General features: G+C 70.6%; 15 protein-coding genes. 10 read left to right on the top strand and 5 right to left on the bottom strand.

The annotated features are described in order from the left end of the window. The first annotated feature begins 15 nt into the window (after positions 1–15). The gene (locus ACFU9P_RS00945; protein ID WP_384076813.1) at positions 16–1,338 is read left to right on the top strand and encodes an amidohydrolase; all 1,323 of its coding nucleotides are present in this window, start codon (positions 16–18) and stop codon (positions 1,336–1,338) included. Here the strand turns inward: ACFU9P_RS00945 and ACFU9P_RS00940 are convergent. Beyond that, complete coding sequence (locus ACFU9P_RS00940) at positions 1,241–2,677, bottom strand: M20/M25/M40 family metallo-hydrolase (protein WP_384077886.1); 1,437 nt, start codon at positions 2,675–2,677, stop codon at positions 1,241–1,243. The genes ACFU9P_RS00945 and ACFU9P_RS00940 overlap by 98 nt on opposite strands. Positions 2,678–2,894: 217 nt before the next feature. Between ACFU9P_RS00940 and ACFU9P_RS00935 the strand changes: the two genes are divergently transcribed. Genes ACFU9P_RS00935 through ACFU9P_RS00925 form a run of 3 tightly spaced genes read left to right on the top strand, consistent with a single transcriptional unit; the run spans position 2,895 to position 5,310 of the window. After that, positions 2,895–4,634 carry a DUF885 domain-containing protein gene (locus tag ACFU9P_RS00935; RefSeq protein ID WP_384076810.1) on the top strand — a complete coding sequence of 580 codons (1,740 nt, stop codon included), beginning with the start codon at positions 2,895–2,897 and terminating at the stop codon, positions 4,632–4,634. A 56-nt stretch (positions 4,635–4,690) separates the two neighbouring features. Next, positions 4,691–4,933, top strand: a complete 243-nt coding sequence (locus ACFU9P_RS00930; protein WP_376381905.1) for a hypothetical protein — start codon at positions 4,691–4,693, stop codon at positions 4,931–4,933. Then, positions 4,933–5,310: a toxin Doc gene (locus tag ACFU9P_RS00925; protein WP_384076807.1), complete on the top strand. Its 378-nt coding sequence runs from the start codon at positions 4,933–4,935 to the stop codon at positions 5,308–5,310. Before ACFU9P_RS00930 ends, ACFU9P_RS00925 begins: the two co-directional genes overlap by 1 nt. Before the next feature lie 30 nt (positions 5,311–5,340). Here ACFU9P_RS00925 and ACFU9P_RS00920 read toward each other — a convergent pair whose 3' ends face one another. After that, positions 5,341–6,009 (bottom strand): helix-turn-helix domain-containing protein, encoded by a 669-nt coding sequence (locus ACFU9P_RS00920; RefSeq protein WP_384076804.1) that lies wholly within the window; start codon positions 6,007–6,009, stop codon positions 5,341–5,343. Between the two features lie 192 nt (positions 6,010–6,201). Here ACFU9P_RS00920 and ACFU9P_RS00915 point away from each other — a divergent pair, with 192 nt between their 5' ends. Together ACFU9P_RS00915 and ACFU9P_RS00910 are read left to right on the top strand one after the other, a co-directional pair. Then, complete coding sequence (locus ACFU9P_RS00915; RefSeq protein ID WP_376381899.1) at positions 6,202–7,401, top strand: cytochrome P450; 1,200 nt, start codon at positions 6,202–6,204, stop codon at positions 7,399–7,401. 3 nt (positions 7,402–7,404) lie between these two features. Beyond that, positions 7,405–7,620, top strand: coding sequence for a ferredoxin (locus tag ACFU9P_RS00910; RefSeq protein WP_384076802.1), 216 nt, complete (start codon positions 7,405–7,407; stop codon positions 7,618–7,620). Between the two features lie 117 nt (positions 7,621–7,737). Here ACFU9P_RS00910 and ACFU9P_RS00905 read toward each other — a convergent pair whose 3' ends face one another. The 3 genes from ACFU9P_RS00905 to ACFU9P_RS00895 all read right to left on the bottom strand — a co-directional run bounded on the left by ACFU9P_RS00905 (position 7,738) and on the right by ACFU9P_RS00895 (position 13,023). Next, complete coding sequence (locus tag ACFU9P_RS00905; RefSeq protein ID WP_376381895.1) at positions 7,738–8,340, bottom strand: hypothetical protein; 603 nt, start codon at positions 8,338–8,340, stop codon at positions 7,738–7,740. Between the two features lie 140 nt (positions 8,341–8,480). Further along, positions 8,481–10,631, bottom strand: a complete 2,151-nt coding sequence (locus tag ACFU9P_RS00900) for a hypothetical protein (protein WP_384076799.1) — start codon at positions 10,629–10,631, stop codon at positions 8,481–8,483. A gap of 268 nt (positions 10,632–10,899) precedes the next feature. Further along, a complete protein-coding gene (locus ACFU9P_RS00895; RefSeq protein WP_384076796.1) occupies positions 10,900–13,023 on the bottom strand; it encodes an alpha-galactosidase in 2,124 nt (707 codons plus the stop codon). A gap of 178 nt (positions 13,024–13,201) precedes the next feature. Between ACFU9P_RS00895 and ACFU9P_RS00890 the strand changes: the two genes are divergently transcribed. The 4 genes from ACFU9P_RS00890 to ACFU9P_RS00875 are packed head-to-tail and all read left to right on the top strand — an operon-like array spanning position 13,202 to position 17,601. After that, positions 13,202–14,377, top strand: a complete 1,176-nt coding sequence (locus tag ACFU9P_RS00890) for an ROK family protein (protein WP_376386852.1) — start codon at positions 13,202–13,204, stop codon at positions 14,375–14,377. A gap of 8 nt (positions 14,378–14,385) precedes the next feature. Continuing rightward, entirely contained in the window at positions 14,386–15,696 is a 1,311-nt protein-coding gene (locus tag ACFU9P_RS00885; RefSeq protein WP_384076793.1) for an ABC transporter substrate-binding protein, read from the top strand. A gap of 22 nt (positions 15,697–15,718) precedes the next feature. Then, positions 15,719–16,678: a carbohydrate ABC transporter permease gene (locus ACFU9P_RS00880; RefSeq protein ID WP_384076790.1), complete on the top strand. Its 960-nt coding sequence runs from the start codon at positions 15,719–15,721 to the stop codon at positions 16,676–16,678. After that, positions 16,675–17,601: a carbohydrate ABC transporter permease gene (locus tag ACFU9P_RS00875; protein WP_376386858.1), complete on the top strand. Its 927-nt coding sequence runs from the start codon at positions 16,675–16,677 to the stop codon at positions 17,599–17,601. Before ACFU9P_RS00880 ends, ACFU9P_RS00875 begins: the two co-directional genes overlap by 4 nt. Positions 17,602–17,676 lie beyond the last annotated feature (75 nt).

Below are 17,676 nucleotides of genomic sequence, written 5' to 3'. Positions count from 1 at the left end.
CCGCACCATGGTCCGGTGAGCCCTGTCGCGTACCCCGGAGAGAACGCCCCCGTCCTGGACGGTCTTGCCGAGGTCCTCCGCCCGGCGATCGCCCTCTATCTGGATCTGCACCGCCACCCCGAACTCTCCGGCGAGGAACGGCGCACCGCCGCCGCGCTGGGCGAGTGGCTGCGCACCGCGGGGTACGAGGTGACGGCGGGCGTCGGCGGCCATGGCGTGGTCGGGGTCCTGCGCAACGGCGACGGGCCGCGTGTGCTGATCCGCGCGGAACTCGACGCGCTGCCCATGGCGGAGCGCACCGGCCTGCCGTACGCCAGTGACGGCCCGGCCGCCCATGCCTGCGGCCACGATCTGCATCTCGCCGCGGCGGCGGGGGCCGCGTCCCTGCTGGCGCGCGCCCGGGAGCACTGGCGCGGTACGGCCGTGATCGTCGGCCAGCCCGCCGAGGAGACACTCACCGGAGCGCGGGCCATGCTGGAGGACGGGCTGTACGAGCGGTTCGGGCGGCCCGACGCCGTACTCGCCCAGCACACCGCGCCCCTGCCCGGCGGCATGGTCGCCCACGGATACGGTCCGATGCTGGCCGGAAGTGTCGGATTCGAGGCCGTCATCCATGGCCGCGCCGGACACGCGGGCACCCCGCACCTCGCCGTCGACCCGGTGCTCACCGCCGCCGCGGCCGTGCTGCGGCTCCAGGGCGCCGTCTCCCGCGAGTCGGCGCCGGCCGAGCAAGTGGCCCTGAACGTCGGCTCGTTCCACTCGGGCACCGGCAGCAATCTCGTGCCCGATCTGGCGACCCTCGGGATCACCGCGCGCGCACTCTCCGAGCGGGCGCTCGACCGGATGACCGCCTCGGTGGAGCGGATCGTACGGGCGGAGTGCGCCGCGTCCGGCTGCCCCCGCGACCCCGAGATCACCGTCGCCTCCCGCTCCCCGGTCACCCACCCCGACCCGGCGGCCACGGCGGCCGTACGCCGCGCCCATACGGAGCTGTACGGTCCCGAGCGCGTGGCGGTCTGGCCACCGGCCATGGCGACCGAGGACTTCCCGCTCTACGGCGACGCGGGCGCCGACCTGCACGGGATGACCGGAATCCCGCTGTCCTACTGGATGTTCGGGGTGGTCGGCCCGAAGACCTGGGCCAGGACGCCCGGCTCGGCAGAGGAGAAGCTGGCGGCTCAGCCACCGAACCACTCACCCGAATTCGCCCCGGATGTCCGCACCGCGCTGCCCACCGGCATCACGGCGCTGACCTCAGCGGCACTGTGCTGGCTGGGGAGTAAGGGCGGCAGGTCCGGCGCCGGCTCCTCAGCCGCCACAGAAACAGCGCTTCGGTGACCGACATGCGCTCCAGCTCGCGCGGGTCCACGCTCTCGTTGTCGGCGTGGACCCGGGCCTCCGGTTCGGCCAGACCGATCAGCAGGATCTCGGCGCGCGGGCAGAGTTCCGCCACGGTGTCGCAGAGCGGGACCGGGCCGCCGAGACCGGCCACCCGCATCTCCTGCCCGTACGCCTGCCGCATGGCCTCCGCCATCGCGGTGTAGACGGGGCTCGTGGTGTCCGCGCCGAACGGCTGCGTCTCGCCGACGATGTCACACCGTATGCGGGCACCCCAGGGCGCATGCGACTCCAGATGTGCCGCCAGCAGTCCGGCGGCCGTGCCGGTGTCGGTCCCCGGCGGGACATGGAGGCAGAGCAGTGCTCTCGCGCTGCTCCCGGAGCCCGGCGACGGGGAGTCGAGTCCCACGACGGTCACGGAGGGCCGGGCCCAGAGCCGGTCCTCGATCGCGTCCGACCCCAACAGGCGTACGCCGTACAGGACTTCGGCATCCTGGCGGAACCGTCTGCGCGGATACGGCGCACCGCACCAGCGCCCCCGGGAGCCGAGGCCGTCGACGACCGTGTTGCCCTCGCGGTCGTGCAGGGAGGCGAGGATACGGAGCAGCGAGGCGAGCGCGTCGGGCGTGTCCGGTGTGTCCGGTGTGTGGGGCATGTGGGGTGTGTGGAGCGTGTCGGGTGTCTGCCGGTCGGCGCTGTGCGGCCCTGGGGACACGGCCGCGGCCCGGTCCGGTGCGTTCCCGGGAGGCTCCACCGTGACCCGGGCCAGCACCGCCCCGCGCACGGACGAGGTCACGGTCGGCAGTCCGGCGCGCACATTGCCGGTGTCGCCGATGACCACGGCGTCGGCGGCCAGCAGCTCCGGGTGCGCCCGCGCATACCGCTCCAGCCCGCCCGTACCCCGCTTCTGCGAACCCCCGACGAGCAGCTTGACGTTCACCGGAAGGCCCCCGCCCGCCCTCAGGGCGCGCAGCGCGAGCAGATGCATGACGATGCCGCCCTTGCAGTCGGCGGCACCCCGCCCGTACCACCGGCCGTCCGCGCGCCGGGTCAGGGCGAACGGCGGTGTGTTCCAAGCGGATTCGTCCAGTGGCGGCAGGACGTCGTAGTGCGCGTAGAGGAGTACGGTCGGGCTCGCCGGCGGGCCGGGAAGCGAGCCGTACACCGACCGGGAGCCGTCCGGGGTGTCCAGCAGCGCGACATCCTCGAAGCCCTCCGCGCGCAGGGTGGCGGCCAGCCAGTCGGCGGCGGCGTCGCAATCGTTCCGGGGGAACCGCACTGGATCGGCCACCGAGCGGAAGGCGACCAGTTCGGCGAGTTCGGCGCGCGCCCGTGGCATCAGACAGGCGACGGAGGCGGCGATGGCACGATGGGCGGCTTCTGTTTCCAATGAGCACACTCCTCGCGAACGGCCCGCGCCCGCAGGGGAGTTGGGCACGCGGCTCACAACAAGTGAACCGCGCCGGGCGCGTTTGGCACCGGCGGGAACACGGCAGTTTTACGGTGTGCGCCGCCTCGGTGCGTACGCACGGCCGTTCGGGGTGAGGATGAACGGCATGTCCGCCGCCATGCCCTCGCCGACCCCACGGTCGCGGCCTTTGCCGCGCCGGATCGCGGACGAGTACGTCGACGCACTGATCGCCCTGGATCCGGTCACCGGCACGATCCTCGGCGACCGGGCCAGTCACGGCCGGCTGCCCGACTTCTCCCCGGAGGGCCGCGAGCGGATCGCGGACCTGGCCAGGGACACCCTGCGCCGTCTGGCGGCGAATGGCCGGCAGACCGGCCGACAGGCCGGATCCGGCGCCGACTTGGCGGCCGGTGGTGAAGCCCTGATCGAGCGCAACTGCGCCCGGCTTCTGCACGAGCGGCTCACCGCGGAGCTGGCGATGCATGAGACGGGTGAGACCCTCCGCCCGGTCTCCACCGTCCACTCGCCGGTCCACCAGATCAGGACCGCCCTCATCCTCACCCCGACCGAGGACGCGGAGGACTGGCGGGCGGTGGCGGGACGGCTGCGGGCCCTTCCCGCCTCCCTGGACAGCTACCGTGCCGCCCTCGCGGAGGGACTGCGGCACGGGCTGCCCGCCGGGCCGTCGCCGATCGGCACCATGGTCCGGCAACTGGACGAGTGGATCAGCCGGAACGGCGCGTGGTTCAGCCACTTCATCGCCCCGGCCCCGGAGCCGCTGCGGAAGGAACTGGAGGGCGCGGCGCGCGAGGCCATCGCGGGTGTCGGATGTATGCGCGACTGGCTGAGCGCGGTGTACGCGCCCGCCGTCGACGGCGCCCCCGACGTGGTCGGCCGGGAGCGGTACGCGGTCTCCGCACGGTACTTCAACGGAACCGACCTCGACCCGGACGAGGCGTACGACTACGGCTGGTCCGAATTCCACCGACTGCTCGGCGAGATGCGGACCGAGGCGGCGAGGATCCTCCCCGACGCCGCCACCCCCTGGACGGTGCTGAAGCATCTCGACACCCATGGCCATGCCGTCGTCGGACAGGAGGAGGTGCGCGCCTGGCTCCAGGACCTGATGGCCGGCACGGTCGACCAACTGGCTGGCGCGCACTTCGACATCGCGGACCGGGTGCGGCGCGTCGAGTCGTGCCTCGCCCCCGCGGGCAGCAGCCCCGCCCCGTACTACACCGCGCCGTCGCACGACTTCACCCGCCCGGGCCGCACGTGGCTGCCCACCATGGGCAGGACGCGCTTCCCGACGTACGAACTGGTCTCCACCTGGTACCACGAGGGCGTCCCCGGCCACCATCTCCAACTCGCCCAGTGGGCCCATCTGTCGGACCGCCTCTCCCGCTACCAGACGGGTGTCGGGACGGTGAGCGCCAACACCGAGGGATGGGCGCTCTACGCGGAACGGCTCATGGACGAGCTGGGTTTTCTCTCCGATCCCGAACACCGGCTCGGCTACCTCGACATGCAGATGCTGCGCGCCGCACGGGTCGTCGTCGACCTCGGTATGCATCTGGAGCTGACGATCCCCGCGCACTCGCCGTTCCGCCCGGGCGAGCGCTGGACCCCCGCGCTGGCCCGCGGCTTCCTGCGGGCGTACAGCGGCCGTCCCGGCCACTTCATACAGAACGAGGTGATCCGCTACCAGGGCGCGCCCGGCCAGGCCATCGGCTACAAGCTCGGCGAGCGGGCCTGGCTGCGCGGCCGCGAGGCGGCCCGCGGAGCGCACGGCTCCGGTTTCGACCTCAAGCGCTGGCACATGGCCGCGCTCTCCCAGGGCTCCCTGGGCCTGGACGATCTGGAGGCCGCACTCGCGGTGCTGTGAGAACGCCTGTGACCTGGGCACTTCCCAGGACGGTACCGGTTAGGTACCGTACGTTCATGCCATCACTCAACATCAGCTTCACCGAGGACGAACTGGAGGCGGTCAGGGCCGCCGCGGCAGCCGAGGGCAAGTCGCTCAAGCAGTACGTCCATGATCTGCCGCTGCGCGAGCAGCAGCGGATCCAGTTCGTGCGGTACGCCGCCACCTGGGGCGAACGGCACAGGACCGAGTTCGACGAGGCGTTCGCCGACGAGATCCCACCCGCCGATCATGGGAACCGGCAGGTGGACGCCGCCTGATGCCCGTACTCCATATCGATGTGGCCTGGCTCCTGGACGTACAGGAACAAGCCGTTCCGGAGGATGTGTCCGTCGCCGACTACTCGGCTCTGGTCGCCGCCGTCGCCCGGCACAAGACCCGGATCCCACGGCCGGCCACCAGCGACCCCGACGGGGCCTGGCGCGCGGCGGCCCTCTTCCACACGCTGGTACGGCTGGAGCCGCTGCCGTACCGCAACAGCCTGTACGCGTGCCAGGTCGTCGCCGCGTACATGCACGCGTCCGGCGAGGGGATCGATCCGCCGTACGGCGCCCTTGTGGAGCTGGTGCGCGCCGTCCAGTCGGAAAAGGTCAATGTCTACCAGGCGGCCGAGCACATCCGGGCCTGGCGCATCTGACGCACCCGGCCGAGCCGGATCCGGTGGCGGTCAGGTCTCCCGAGGCCCTGGCCCGGCGTCGGACCCGGCCCCTGCCCCGGCCTCAGCCTCGTGCCGAGGCCCCGGTACCGCCGCAGAAGTCACCCGTTCGGCCCCTTCCGTCCGCTCCAGCAGTGTGCCCAGCGCGCCCAGGACCAGCGCGCTCACATCGGCGGAGGCCGCCGACGCCAGCGGCTCCTTGGGGGCCACCACCCGCATCAGCCCGATGCCCAGCAGCCAGGCCAGCGCCAGATCCGCCCGCAGCGCCGCGTCCGGGGCATCGGTCAGCGTACGGAGCGCGTCCGCGTAGTCCTCGCCGAGCCGGCGGCGTACCGCCGACACCGCACCGCCGCCGCCACCCGACCGGAGGAACGCCTCCAGGAAACCGTCGCGCTCCTCGGCCGGAGCCAGCAGGTCGCCGAGCACCGCGGCCAGTAGCCGCTCCGGCAGGACCTCGGCGAGCCGGTCACGGCCCACCCCCACCATGACCTCCTCGAACAGCCCCTCCTTGGAACCGAAATAGCGGAAGACCAGCGCCTGGTTGACCCCCGCCCGCTGCGCGATGTCCCGCGCCGTGGTGCGGTCGAAGCCGCGCTCGGCGAACAGCTCCGCCGCCGCGCGCAGCAGTCCCCGCCTGGTCTCGGCCGCGTTCCGCCGGCGCTCCGCCTCCTGCTGGGCCATGCCGTACCCCCGTACTCCCGCGCCCGGCGCGCCGACCGCATCCCACGCACCGGCCCTGCGCCCGCCGTGCACCGGACACCGTAGTGCCGCACGGACCCGGAATGTGTCCGAAGGGGCGCCGTTGACGAGCCCGGAACCCACTCCTACCGTTTGTAATCGAGCGCTTACAACGCCGACGATCGGGGCTCTTCAATGACCCAGTTACATGAGACATGGGCCGCTCCCGCCGACTACCCCTTCAATCCGCCGGACGGCATCGAGCTGTCCGAGGAGTACGCCCGCGCCCGCGAGCTGCCCGGGCTGGTCAAGGTCCAGCTCCCGTACGGCGAACCGGCCTGGCTGGTCACCCGCTACGCCGACGCCCGGCTCGTCCTGGGCGACCGCCGCTTCAGCCGCGCGGAGGAGGCGCGGCGCGACGGACCGCGCCAGTGGGCCGAACCGCGCGTGGGCGGGATTCTCAGCATGGACCCGCCGGAGCACACCCGGCTGCGCACCCTGGTGGCCAAGGCGTTCACCGGCCACCGGGTGGAGGCGATGCGGCCCGACATCGCCCGGCTCGCCGACGGTCTCGTGGACGGTCTGATCGCGGCGGGACCGCCCGCCGACCTGGTCGAGGACTACGCGCTGCCGATCCCGGTCGCCGTGATCTGCCAGCTTCTGGGTGTGCCGGTGGAGGACCGCCCGCTGTTCCGGGTGTGGAGCGACGCCGCGCTGTCCACCAGCGGGCTGACCCCCGAGGAGTTCACCCGCAACCGCGAGGAGCTGCGCGCGTACATGGCCGGGCTGGTCGCCCGGCACCGGGAGGAGCCCGCCGACGATCTGATGTCCGCGCTCATCGAGGCGCGCGATGTCGGCGACCGGCTCTCCGAGTCGGAACTCATCGACCTGTGCGACGGCATCCTGATCGCCGGGCACGAGACCACGGCGACCCAGATCCCGAACTTCGTGTACGTCCTGCTCGACCACCCCGAGCAGCTCCGGCGGCTGAGCAAGGACCCGGAGCTGATCCCGGGCGCTGTCGAGGAGCTGCTGCGGTTCGTGCCGCTCGGCGCGGGCGCCGCCTTCCCGCGTTATGCCACCGAGGACATGGAGGTGGGCGGCACCCTGGTCAGGGCCGGCGAACCCGTGCTGGTCGCGGTGGGCGCGGCCAACCGGGACGCGATCCGCTTCAGCTCACCCGGGACCCTCGACATCGAACGCCAGGGCAACCAGCATCTGGGCTTCGGCCATGGCGTCCACCACTGCCTCGGCGCCCAGTTGGCGCGGGTGGAGCTGCAGGAGGCGCTGCGCGCCCTGCTCACCCGGCTGCCCGGGCTGCGGCTCGCCGGGGACATCGGCTGGAAGCGTCAGATGATCGTACGCGGGCCGCGCACCATGCCGGTCGGGTGGTGACCGGTGAGCTGGCACGTGGCGGTGGACGGGCAGCGCTGTATCGCCTCGGGGATGTGCGCGGGGATGGCTCCCGAGTTCTTCGCCCTGGACGACGACAGGGCCAGGGCGCTGGCCGACCGTATCGACCCTGACGAGACCGTGCTCGACGCGGCGGACTCCTGCCCGGCGTCGGCGATCACGGTCACCGAGGGCGACCGTGAGATCGGCCCGCGTCCCTGACACCGGCCCGCTGAGTGGTGGCTCAGCCACCGGCCCAGTGGTCCAGTGGCTGGCTCAGCCACTGGACCACCGAGTGGCTCAGCCCTGCGTGGAGCGCGGACTCGCCGGGGTGCGTGCCTACAGATGCGGGAGGACGAAGTTGAATCCCTGGGCGCTGTGGGCACCGCCGGCCTTGCAGACACCGTTGGTCGGATAACCCCAGAAGAACATCGAGAAGCACTTCTGGCAGAAGCGCCAGTTGTTCTGGGAATACAAATTCGCAGGCACATCGTGCGGGAGGGTGAAGTTGAATCCCTGGGCGCTGTGCGGGCCGCCGGCCGGGCAGACGCCATCGGTCGGGTAACCCCAGAAGAACATGGAGAAGCACTTCTGGCAGAAGCGCCAATTGGCCTGCGCGGTCGAGGTTTCCGGCAGGCTGTGGGGAAGGTTGAAGTTGTACCCCTGCGCGGTGTGCCCGCCGCCGGTCGGGCAGATGCCGTAGTTCGGCTTGTAGCCCCAGAAGTGCATCACGAAACACTTCGAGCAGAAAGCCCAGCTCGTCTGGGTCGCCTGGGCCCCGGCGGGCTTGGCGGAAGCGGGGGTGGCAAGGGCGCCGGTCGCCGCCGTGGCTCCGACCAGACCGGCGGTCACCCCGAGCGTTCTGACGAGAAAGGTCCTTCTGCCCGACAACTCGGTTCCATTCTGCTTGGGCGAGTTCTCGGATTCCCTCAGGATGTCCATGGCTGAACCTCTCCTTCAATCTGTCGGCAGACTGCCGCGCAGCGCTTTTCGCCTGAATCCGGGGAATCGCTTCCGTGCGCCACCCGCGGCACTGAGAAAATACTGTTCGAGGCCGTGCCGCGTCGTGAGTAACGGGCTACTCAACCTCGGGCATGAGCCCGCGGGACCGCCGGGCGCGCGGGACGGAGGGTGATCGCGCAGGCCAGCGCCAGCATGAACAGGGCGCCGGACAGTGTCCCCGGGAACGAGAAGGCGCGGCCCCGGGGCCGTTTCACGGTCACGTCTCCGGAGGCGTCGAGGTAGGCCACCGCGCCGTCGAAGCGGTCCACCGCCCAGAACAGGCGGCGCCGGTCCTGCGGGGTACGGACCGGTGACGGCAGCGGACCCAGCTCGCGCGTACCGGCGCGGCCGGCGCGTGCCGCGTCGGGGAAGTAGGTGATCAGCAGCTTGCGGGCCGCGGTGTCCTGGCTGACCAGGTAGCCGTCGGCCAGTTGCGCGTACCCGGACGGCACGTCAATAAGCCGCTTCGTGGTCCGGTCGTACACGCCCGCGTCACCGCCGGGTCCGCAGGACCAGTAGATCCAGCGGCCCACCACCTGCAGCTCCTCCGGGACGCAGGCGGCGCCCACGGACTCCGTACCCACCTCCTTCAGGGACGGCAAGGAGACCGCGGAGACCGTGCCGGGTTTGCTGCCCGGTGTCCACAGGGTGCTGCCCCACAGGGCCGCGGCCTGCCAGGGACCGCTGCTCAGTACCTTGTCCCCGTCACGTACCTCCTGGTCGCCGTTTCCCTCCGGGCAGATCTTCTGGTCCGACGGGCGGACCACCCGGTAGGGACCGGCGGCCGCCACGACGTGCCCGACTCCGCACACGTTGTGGGCGACGGCGGACTCGCCTGTGGCGGTGAGACGCAGGCAGTCCTCGTAGCACGACGCGTCCGAGGGCGCTGTCATGGCATCGACCGGAGGGTCCAGTGAGCCCGGCACCTCGTACCCCAGGTCGCCCAGCTTCTTGAGCGGTCCGGCGGTCAGCGTTCCGTCCGCCGCGAGGGAGAGCTTGGACGCGGTGAGGAACGTGCTGCCCTCGCCCGGTCTGGCCGGCCTCTCCGTGGCGAGCAGCAGCCGCCCGTGGTCGAGGGCCATGCCGCCGACCTCCCACGCCGTGACCGGAGGCAGCGACACGACCGGCTCGGCGACCGGAGTGCCGTCTTCGGCGAGCGTGATGCGCTGCACCGCCCAGTGCTCCTTGTCGCTGCCGCCCTCGATGTACAGGCTGCCGTCCTGGCCGCTGACGAAAGGGGAGGTGGAACGGGGCAGCAGCGTCCGGACTTTGCCGCCCGCGAGGGGTGCGGCGTGGACCGTGTCGTCGATCCAGTCGGCGTAGACCAGCCAGTCGCCGAGCGTCCGCGTCCTGTTCGGGTTCCATTCGTCCTTGTACGAGTCCCCGTCGTCGGGCAGTCGGTCAATGAGGGTTCCGGGTCTGTCCGGTCGGTCGCGGTCGATGACGTACAAATGCGATGTTGGACAATTGTTTTTGTAAGCCTCGTGGTCCACTTCGTAAGTCTCGAAGACGACCTTGTGGCTGCCGAGATGTCGGACGAACAGCCCGTCGAAGTCACCGTTCGGTACATACGTCAGCCGGGCGGTCTCGAAATCCAGCAGCGCGGTCTGCCAGCCATCCTTGTTGACTGTCTTGTACCGGAGCAGGCCACCGCGGTCGTCCGATGCCGCTTCATAGACGCGACCCTCTTCGACCACGGCAGCGAGATCGTCCAGCGGACCGGGCACCACGAAACCGAGATCGTCCAGGACACCGGACACCTGGCGGTCGGTCGGCTGCCCGCCGCCCTCGGGGATTTCGAGAAGGTGCAGGGTCCTCTCGCCATCGACCACGCGCAGGGTCATCAGACGGTTCTCGGCGAACACGTCGGTGGACGTGTCGGTCGCGGGCAGGTCCACCTGCGTGACTTCGCCGGTCGCATAGTGCCGGATCCGGTACGTGCCCGTCTTCGCGACCCGTTCCAGCCCGTACCCGCCGTTGACGGCGACGGGAGTGGGCAGGCCCTCCACGGTCGAGCCGTCGAAACCGACCCACGTCGACAGGCTCGACGGGCTGCCGGGCGATGGCGACGACAGATAGCCGGAGCTGTCCACTGTATTCAGGTTCGCCGGTCGTGCCGCCACGCGTGGCGCCCGAAGCGTGACGGACGGCATATCCTCGTCGTCCGCCACCGTCCAGGTCAGCAGCCCGGCCCCTGCCGCCAGCACCACCGCGCCGACGGCCAGTCCCACCCTGCCTCTTCTACCTCTTCCTCGCCCTGCCCGCACCACACGCCCCCCTGAGCACCTGAGTGCCGTCAACCGGCTGTCCGACCGGTCCGACCCACAGCGCGGGGCACAGGTTGCGTGCTCCTGGCGGAAAGATCCGAACTGACTCAGGTCCATGCGAAGCGGACATTCGGCTGCCATGCGCCATGACTGCGCGAGCCGTCCGGCGTTCATCGCGCGTTCACGTTGTGCCGGATCAGGCGCACCGTCAAAGATTTTTGGCCGCCACGCCTCAGACCCGTACCAGATGCACCGCCGTGCTCGCCCAGTCCCCGGCCGGCAGTTCCGGTGCGTACCCGTAGCCGGTCAGTACCGCCGCTGAGTGCACGGCGCCGGTACGGGTGTCGCGGTAGCGGGCGGCCGGGTCGAGTCCCGCCAGCCGGAGCGCGGGCCACGCGGCGCCGTGGCGTGGCGCCCGCCGCCAGACCAGCAGCAGCGCCTCGCTCCGGTCCTTCGCGGTGTACTGCACCGTCGACGGCCCGTCGTCCACCGGACCGCGCGGCCTGTGCAGTGTGCCGTGCTGGACGAGATGCCGTACGCGCTTGTACTGCGCCACCAGTTCGGCGCCCTCCGCCAGTTCGTCGTCCGACCACCGGGTGAGATCGCCGCCGACGCCCAGCACCCCGGCCATCGCCACATGGAAGCGGAAGCGCAGCGGCACCGACCGCCCGGTGAGCTGGTTCGGCACATCCGTCACCCACGCGGCCATGGTCCGCGCCGGATAGAGCTGGCCGTATCCGTGCTGGATCAGGACCCGGTCGGCGGCGTCCGTGTTGTCCGAGGTCCACGCCTGGTCGGTACGGGACAGAATGCCCAGGTCGACCCGCCCGCCCCCGCCGCTGCACGACTCGATCCGCAGCGCGGGATGGTCCGCGCGCAGCCGGTCGAGGACCCCGTAGAGATTGCGGACGTACGCCGTCCCGACGCGGTCGGCGCCGTCCGCCTCCCCCGGCCATCCCGCCTCGCTCAGCGCGCGGTTCATGTCCCACTTGAGGAAGTCGATGCCATGGTCGCCGACCAGCCCGGTCAGCCGGCCGTACGCCCAGTCCGCGACGTCGCGGCGGGCGAAGTTCAGCACGAGCTGGCTGCGCAGCTCGGTGCGGGTGCGGTGCGGGAAGTGCAGGACCCAGTCCGGGTGTTCGCGGTAGAGATCGCTGTCCGGATTGACCATCTCGGGCTCCACCCACAGCCCGAACCTCATCCCGAGCCGGTGCACCTCCTCCACCAGCGGCTTGAGCCCGCCCGGGAAGCGGTCGGGGGACGGGGTCCAGTCGCCCAGCCCGGCCCGCTCGCTGCGGCGCGCGCCGAACCAGCCGTCGTCCATGACATACAGCTCCACACCGAGTGCCGCGGCCCGCGCGGCGAGCGCCTTCTGCCCCGCCTCGTCGACATCGAAGCCGGTCGCCTCCCACGAGTTGTAGAGCACCGGCCGGATCTCCTCGGCATGCGGCAGTACATGCGCGAGGGTGTACGCGTGCCACGCGCGGCTCGCCGCACCGAAGCCGCCGTCGGTGTAGAGCCCGGCGTACGCCGGGGTGGTGAACTCCTCGCCGGGGCCGAGCGGCAGCACCGTACCGTCCAGACCGGCGCCCCCGGTGAAGCCCGCCCGGCCGTCCGGGGTGCGCTGTACGGTGACGCGCCAACTGCCGCTCCAGGCCAGGGCCGCGCTCCACACCTCCCCGTGCTCCTCGGTCGCGTCGCCCGCGTCCACCATCACCCAGGGGTTGGCGTGATGGCTGGTGATCCCGCGCCTGCTGGTGAGGACGGTCTCGCCGAACGGCAGCCGCTCCCGGCGCAGTTGGGTCTCGGCCGACCACTGTCCCGTGACATGGCTCAGCTGGTAGTCCTCCCTGGCCGGCAGCGTCCAGGCGGCGGAGTCGGCACGCGGCAGCGCGACGGAACGGTCGCCGGTGTTGCGCAGCACGGTCCAGCGTTCGATCACATCGCTGTCGTCGTGGATCCGGTAGTGGAGGCTGATCTCCAGGGGGTAGTGGCGGTCCCTGAACTCCAGTACCAGTTCGGCCGATCCCTGCGCGGAAGGCTCCTCGACACGGTGCCCGGCCGGCAGCCATTCGACGGCCCGGGTGCCGTCGGCGAACCGTACCTGGAGCGACGGCGGACCGAACCGGGCCCCGCCGTCGACCGGCAGCTCCTCGCCGACGGCCGGACGCCCCTCGAAGCTGCTGGCCGCCGGACCCGGGGGAGTGGCCTGTTCCCGTGCCTCGTCGAGCGTCAGCCGTGGCCCCCACGCGAGATGACAGGGCGCCCCCGTCCCGTCGATCCGCAGCGCGTACGAGGTGCGCGGAGTGGACAGCAGCCAGACCCCGGAGTCCGGGGCGAAGGAGATCACAGGCATGGATCCTCACGTTCGAGTAGCGCCACGAGAGCCGTCCGCAGCCAACCGCCCCTTCGATCTCCTGTCAATACCCCGAGATGTTCTCGTAATTACATGATCATGCTGCTTCGACTTGGCACTTCGAAAGGAGCTTGCTTCTTTCATTGACAGCGGAAAAGAACACACCTACGTTTCGGCCATGCGCTCGACCCCTCGCACCGAGGCGGTTCCGGTACCGACGCCGGCCGCTTCCCTCGTCTTCACCACCGTGCTGTCCCACGGCCCGCTCACCCGGACCGGGATAGCGCGGCGGACCGCGCTCTCCTCGGCCGCCGTCACCAAGGCGGTACGCCCGCTGCTGGAGGCCGGCTATCTGGTCGAGGGTGCCGGCGAGGAGGCGCGGTCCGCCCTCGGACGGCCCGCCAACCCCCTGCGGGTGGACGGCGGCAGGGCCTTGTTCATCGGGGTCAAGGTGACCGGCGACGAGATCATCGCGGTCCTCGCCGACCTCTGCTGCCGTATCCGGGTCGCCCGGCATCTCCCGCTCACCGCCCGCGATCCCGGCTCCGTACTCGCCTCGATCGCCGGACTCGTACAGGAACTCCTCACCGAGGCCGACGGGTTCGGCGTGGAGGTACGGGGAGTGGGCCTCGCCGTCTCCGGCGATGTGGACCGCGCCGCGGGGGTGGTGCGCTACTCGCCGTTCCTGGACTGGCGGGACGTACCGCTCGCCGAACTGGCCGGTACGGTCACGGGCCTGCCGGTCACGGTCGACAACGACGTACGCGCGCTGACCGTCGCCGAGCAGTGGTTCGGCGCCGGGGCGGGCATCTCCGACTTCGCACTGGTGACCGTGGGCGCGGGCATCGGCTGCGGACTCGTCGTGCACGGACGGGTGGTCTCCGGCGCGCACGGTGTGGCCGGCGAGATCGGCCATCTCTCCATCGACCCGCTGGGCCCGCCGTGCCACTGCGGCAACACCGGCTGTGTGGAGGCGATCGCCGGTGACGCGGCCATCATCCGCCGGGTCGGGGAGGTCACCGGCCTGCCGGTCACCGGCTCGGACCAGGCCCTGGACCTCGCCCACCGCGGCGACCCCGGAGCCCGGGAGGTGTACGCCCGGGCCGGCGAGGCCATCGGACGGGCCATCGGGGCCGTCGTCAATGTGCTGGGACCGCAACGGGTGATCATCTCCGGCGAGGGACTCGCCGCGTACGACCTCTTCGCCGAGCACATCCGCGACGCGTTCACCGCGTCCGCCTTCGGAACCGCCGCGCAGTGCGACGTGATGACACGTCCGCTGCCCTTCGAGGAGTGGGCGCGCGGGGCCGCGGCCACCGCCATCCAGTCCTTCATCGGAACAGACACGCAATAGGAGTAGCGATGACGCTGAGCCGCACCCCTTCGCCCGCCAGTGGGCCCGGCCGCCGCGGTGTGGTCCGCGGCGCGCTGGGCATCGGCGCCGCGGCGCTTGCCGCGCCCGTACTGACCGCCTGCGGCGGCGGACCCTCGGCCGACCCGAAGACGGTGACCTTCGGATCCAACGGGGCCGACGCCACCCCCAAGTCCGCCTACGCGGCCGTCACCGGCGCCTTCACCAAGGAGAGCGGGCTGACGGTCAAGACGAACACCGTCGACCACGACACCTTCCAGAAGAGCATCTCCACCTATCTCCAGGGCACCCCGGACGATGTCTTCACCTGGTTCGCGGGCTACCGCATGCAGTACTTCGCCAAGAAGGGTCTCGCCCATCCCGTCGACGAGGTGTGGGAGAAGATAGGCGCCGGCTTCAGCGACGCCGCCAAGCAGCTCTCCCGTGGACTGGACGGGAAGTACTACTTCGTACCGCTCTACAACTATCCGTGGGCCGTCTTCTACCGCAAGAGCCTGTTCCAGGAGCGCGGTTACGAGGAGCCCCGCACCTGGAGCGAGTTCACCGCGCTCGCCAAGCGGATGAAGAAGGACGGCCTCTCGCCCATCGCGTCCGGCTACGGCGGCGGCGACAGCTGGTCCATCCTCGGCGCCTTCGACTATCTGAACCTCCGTGCCAACGGCTACGACTTCCATATGTCGCTGATGCGCGGCGAGGTCGCCTGGACCGACCCCCGAACGGTCAGGACCCTCGACCTCTGGCGCGAACTGAGCCCCTACTACCAGCAGGGTGCGGGCGGCCGCTCCTGGCAGGACGCCGCCCAGTCACTCCTCGACAAGAAGTCCGGCATGGCGGTCATCGGACTCTTCCTCGGCCAGCAGATCACCGACGAGAAGCTGCGCGACGACATCGACTTCTTCGCCTTCCCGGAGATCGACCCGTCCTTCGGCCAGGACACCGTCGAGGCGCCGACCGACGGCTTCATGCTCAGCCGCCGGCCCAAGAACCTCGAAGGCGCCAACCGGCTGCTGGAGTTCCTCGGCGGCGCGAAGGCAGAGAATCTGTACATGGGCGTCGACCCGAGCAATGTCGCCGTCAACTCCCAGGCCGACACCGGCTCGTACAACGCCCTCCAGAAGAAGTCCGCCCAGCTCATCGCCGGGGCCAAGCACATCACCCAGTTCGGCGACCGCGACAGCGACCCGGGCTTCATCTCCACCGTCGTCCTGCCGGGACTCACCCAGTGGCTGGGCCACCCCGACGACGGCTCGGGCCTGCTGAAGACGATCGAGTCGCAGCGCTCGCGCTTCTTCACGGCCTGACCAGGACCCGGGAAGGTTCCACATGTCCTCCGTGCGCCCGGCGCCGCCCTCCCCGGCGTCCTCCGCCCCACCGCGTGCCCGGCCCAGGCCGCGCCGGCTCGGCCCCGGTGACCGTGTCTTCCTCACGGTCCTCATCGGGATCCCGCTCGTCGCCCTGCTGGTCTTCGTCTGGCTGCCCGCCCTGGCCTCCGTCGGACTGTCCTTCACCCGCTGGGACGGCATCGCCCTCTCCGACATCCACTGGACCGGACTGGGCAACTACCAGGAGATCTTCACCAATTACCCGCCGTTCTGGCCGGCGGTGCGGCACAACGTCGTCTGGCTGCTGTTCACGGCCCTGCTGCCCACCCCCTTCGGGATCTTCCTGGCGTACCAGCTCGACCGCAGGATCCGCTTCACCCGGGTCTACCAGACCGCGATCTTCCTGCCCATGGTGCTCTCCCTGGCAGTGGTCGGCTTCATCTGGGAGATCATCTACAACCCCGACAACGGACTGCTCAACGGCGTTCTGAACGGAGTGGCACCCGGCCATCACATCGACTGGCTGGGCGATCCCGACCTCAATCTGTGGGCCGTACTCGTCGCCTCCGCCTGGCGGCACACCGGCTACATCATGATCCTCTATCTGGCCGGGCTGAAGGGCTTCGACCCCGCGCTCAAGGAAGCCGCCGCCCTCGACGGCGCCAACGGCCGCCAGACCTTCCTGCGCGTGGTCTTCCCGGCCCTCAAACCCGTCAACATCATCATCCTCGTCGTCACCGTCATGGAGTCGCTGCGGGCCTTCGACATCGTGTACGTGCTCGGCGGCGGCGTCGGCAGCAAGCCCGGTATGGAGCTGCTCTCCCTCCTGATCACCGACAACATCATCGGCGAGTCCAGCCACATCGGTTACGGCTCCGCCCTCGCGGTCGTCCTGTTGCTCGTCTCACTGGCCGCCATCGGGACCTTCCTCTTCCAGAACTTCCGCAAGGAGGACCAGTGACCGCGACCGCCACACCGCCGGCCGCCGGCTCACGGACCCGCCGTACCCCGCCCGGGGACACCGGACCCTCCCGCCCCAGGAGCCAGGCCGGCCGGCATCTGCTCCTCGGCGGGATCGCCCTGCTCTGGCTCGTCCCGCTGCTCTGGGCGGTCTACACCTCGCTGCGGCCGTACGAGGACACCGCCAGGCACGGCTATCTCTCCTGGCCGCGCGGGCTGAGCCTGGAGAACTTCTCGGACGCCTGGAACCAGTCCGGGATGCCGCACTTCTTCTGGAACTCCGTCCTGATCACCGTCCCCGCGGTCCTCGGCACCCTGCTGTTCTCCGCCGCGGTGGCCTTCTTCGTCACCCGCTTCGACTTCCGCTGGAACATCGTCCTGCTGATGCTCTTCACCGCGGGCAATCTGCTGCCGGCCCAGGTGCTCATCACCCCGCTGTACCGGCTCTATCTGCTGATACCGCTGCCCTGGTGGATGAGCGACTCGTTGCTGCTCTACAACTCGGTGTGGGGCATCATCGTGATCCACATCGCCTACCAGTGCGGTTTCTGCACCTTCGTCCTCAGCAACTACATGCGGACGATCCCCAAGGAGATCACCGAAGCGGCGCTGGTCGACGGCGCCCCCGTCTGGCGCCAGTTCTTCCAGATCGTGCTGCCGCTGTGCCGCCCCGCGTTCGCGGCGCTGGCCACCCTGGAATCCATCTGGATCTACAACGACTTCTTCTGGTCGCTCGCCCTGATCGAGACCGGGGACAAGCGTCCGGTCACCTCCGCGCTGGCCAACCTCCAGGGCCAGTACTTCACCAATCCCAATCTCATCGCGGCCGGAGCACTGATGACCGCGATCCCCACGCTGCTCGTGTACTTCGCGCTCCAGCGGCAGTTCATCAGCGGGCTGACCATCGGCTCCGGCAAGGGCTGAGCCGCCGCCGGCACCGAGCCGCCGCCGGCGCCCGCAATTCCCGTACAGGTACGCCGTGTTCCGGCGCGCCCCGCT

This window comes from Streptomyces sp. NPDC057617, assembly GCF_042800555.1.
Lineage (GTDB): Bacteria > Actinomycetota > Actinomycetes > Streptomycetales > Streptomycetaceae > Streptomyces.
This window is presented reverse-complemented; position numbering and strand designations above follow the sequence as displayed.

Excerpts from the sequence above, each read along its gene's own strand:
- ACFU9P_RS00905 (WP_376381895.1), bottom strand. The coding sequence starts at position 8,340 with ATGGACATCCTGAGGGAATCCGAGAACTCGCCCAAGCAGAATGGAACC.
- ACFU9P_RS00885 (WP_384076793.1), top strand. The coding sequence starts at position 14,386 with ATGACGCTGAGCCGCACCCCTTCGCCCGCCAGTGGGCCCGGCCGCCGC.
- ACFU9P_RS00890 (WP_376386852.1), top strand. The coding sequence starts at position 13,202 with ATGCGCTCGACCCCTCGCACCGAGGCGGTTCCGGTACCGACGCCGGCC.
- ACFU9P_RS00880 (WP_384076790.1), top strand. The coding sequence starts at position 15,719 with ATGTCCTCCGTGCGCCCGGCGCCGCCCTCCCCGGCGTCCTCCGCCCCA.
- ACFU9P_RS00930 (WP_376381905.1), top strand. The coding sequence starts at position 4,691 with ATGCCATCACTCAACATCAGCTTCACCGAGGACGAACTGGAGGCGGTC.
- ACFU9P_RS00915 (WP_376381899.1), top strand. The coding sequence starts at position 6,202 with ATGACCCAGTTACATGAGACATGGGCCGCTCCCGCCGACTACCCCTTC.
- ACFU9P_RS00935 (WP_384076810.1), top strand. The coding sequence starts at position 2,895 with ATGTCCGCCGCCATGCCCTCGCCGACCCCACGGTCGCGGCCTTTGCCG.
- ACFU9P_RS00895 (WP_384076796.1), bottom strand. The coding sequence starts at position 13,023 with ATGCCTGTGATCTCCTTCGCCCCGGACTCCGGGGTCTGGCTGCTGTCC.
- ACFU9P_RS00940 (WP_384077886.1), bottom strand. The coding sequence starts at position 2,677 with ATGCCACGGGCGCGCGCCGAACTCGCCGAACTGGTCGCCTTCCGCTCG.
- ACFU9P_RS00925 (WP_384076807.1), top strand. The coding sequence starts at position 4,933 with ATGCCCGTACTCCATATCGATGTGGCCTGGCTCCTGGACGTACAGGAA.
- ACFU9P_RS00920 (WP_384076804.1), bottom strand. The coding sequence starts at position 6,009 with ATGGCCCAGCAGGAGGCGGAGCGCCGGCGGAACGCGGCCGAGACCAGG.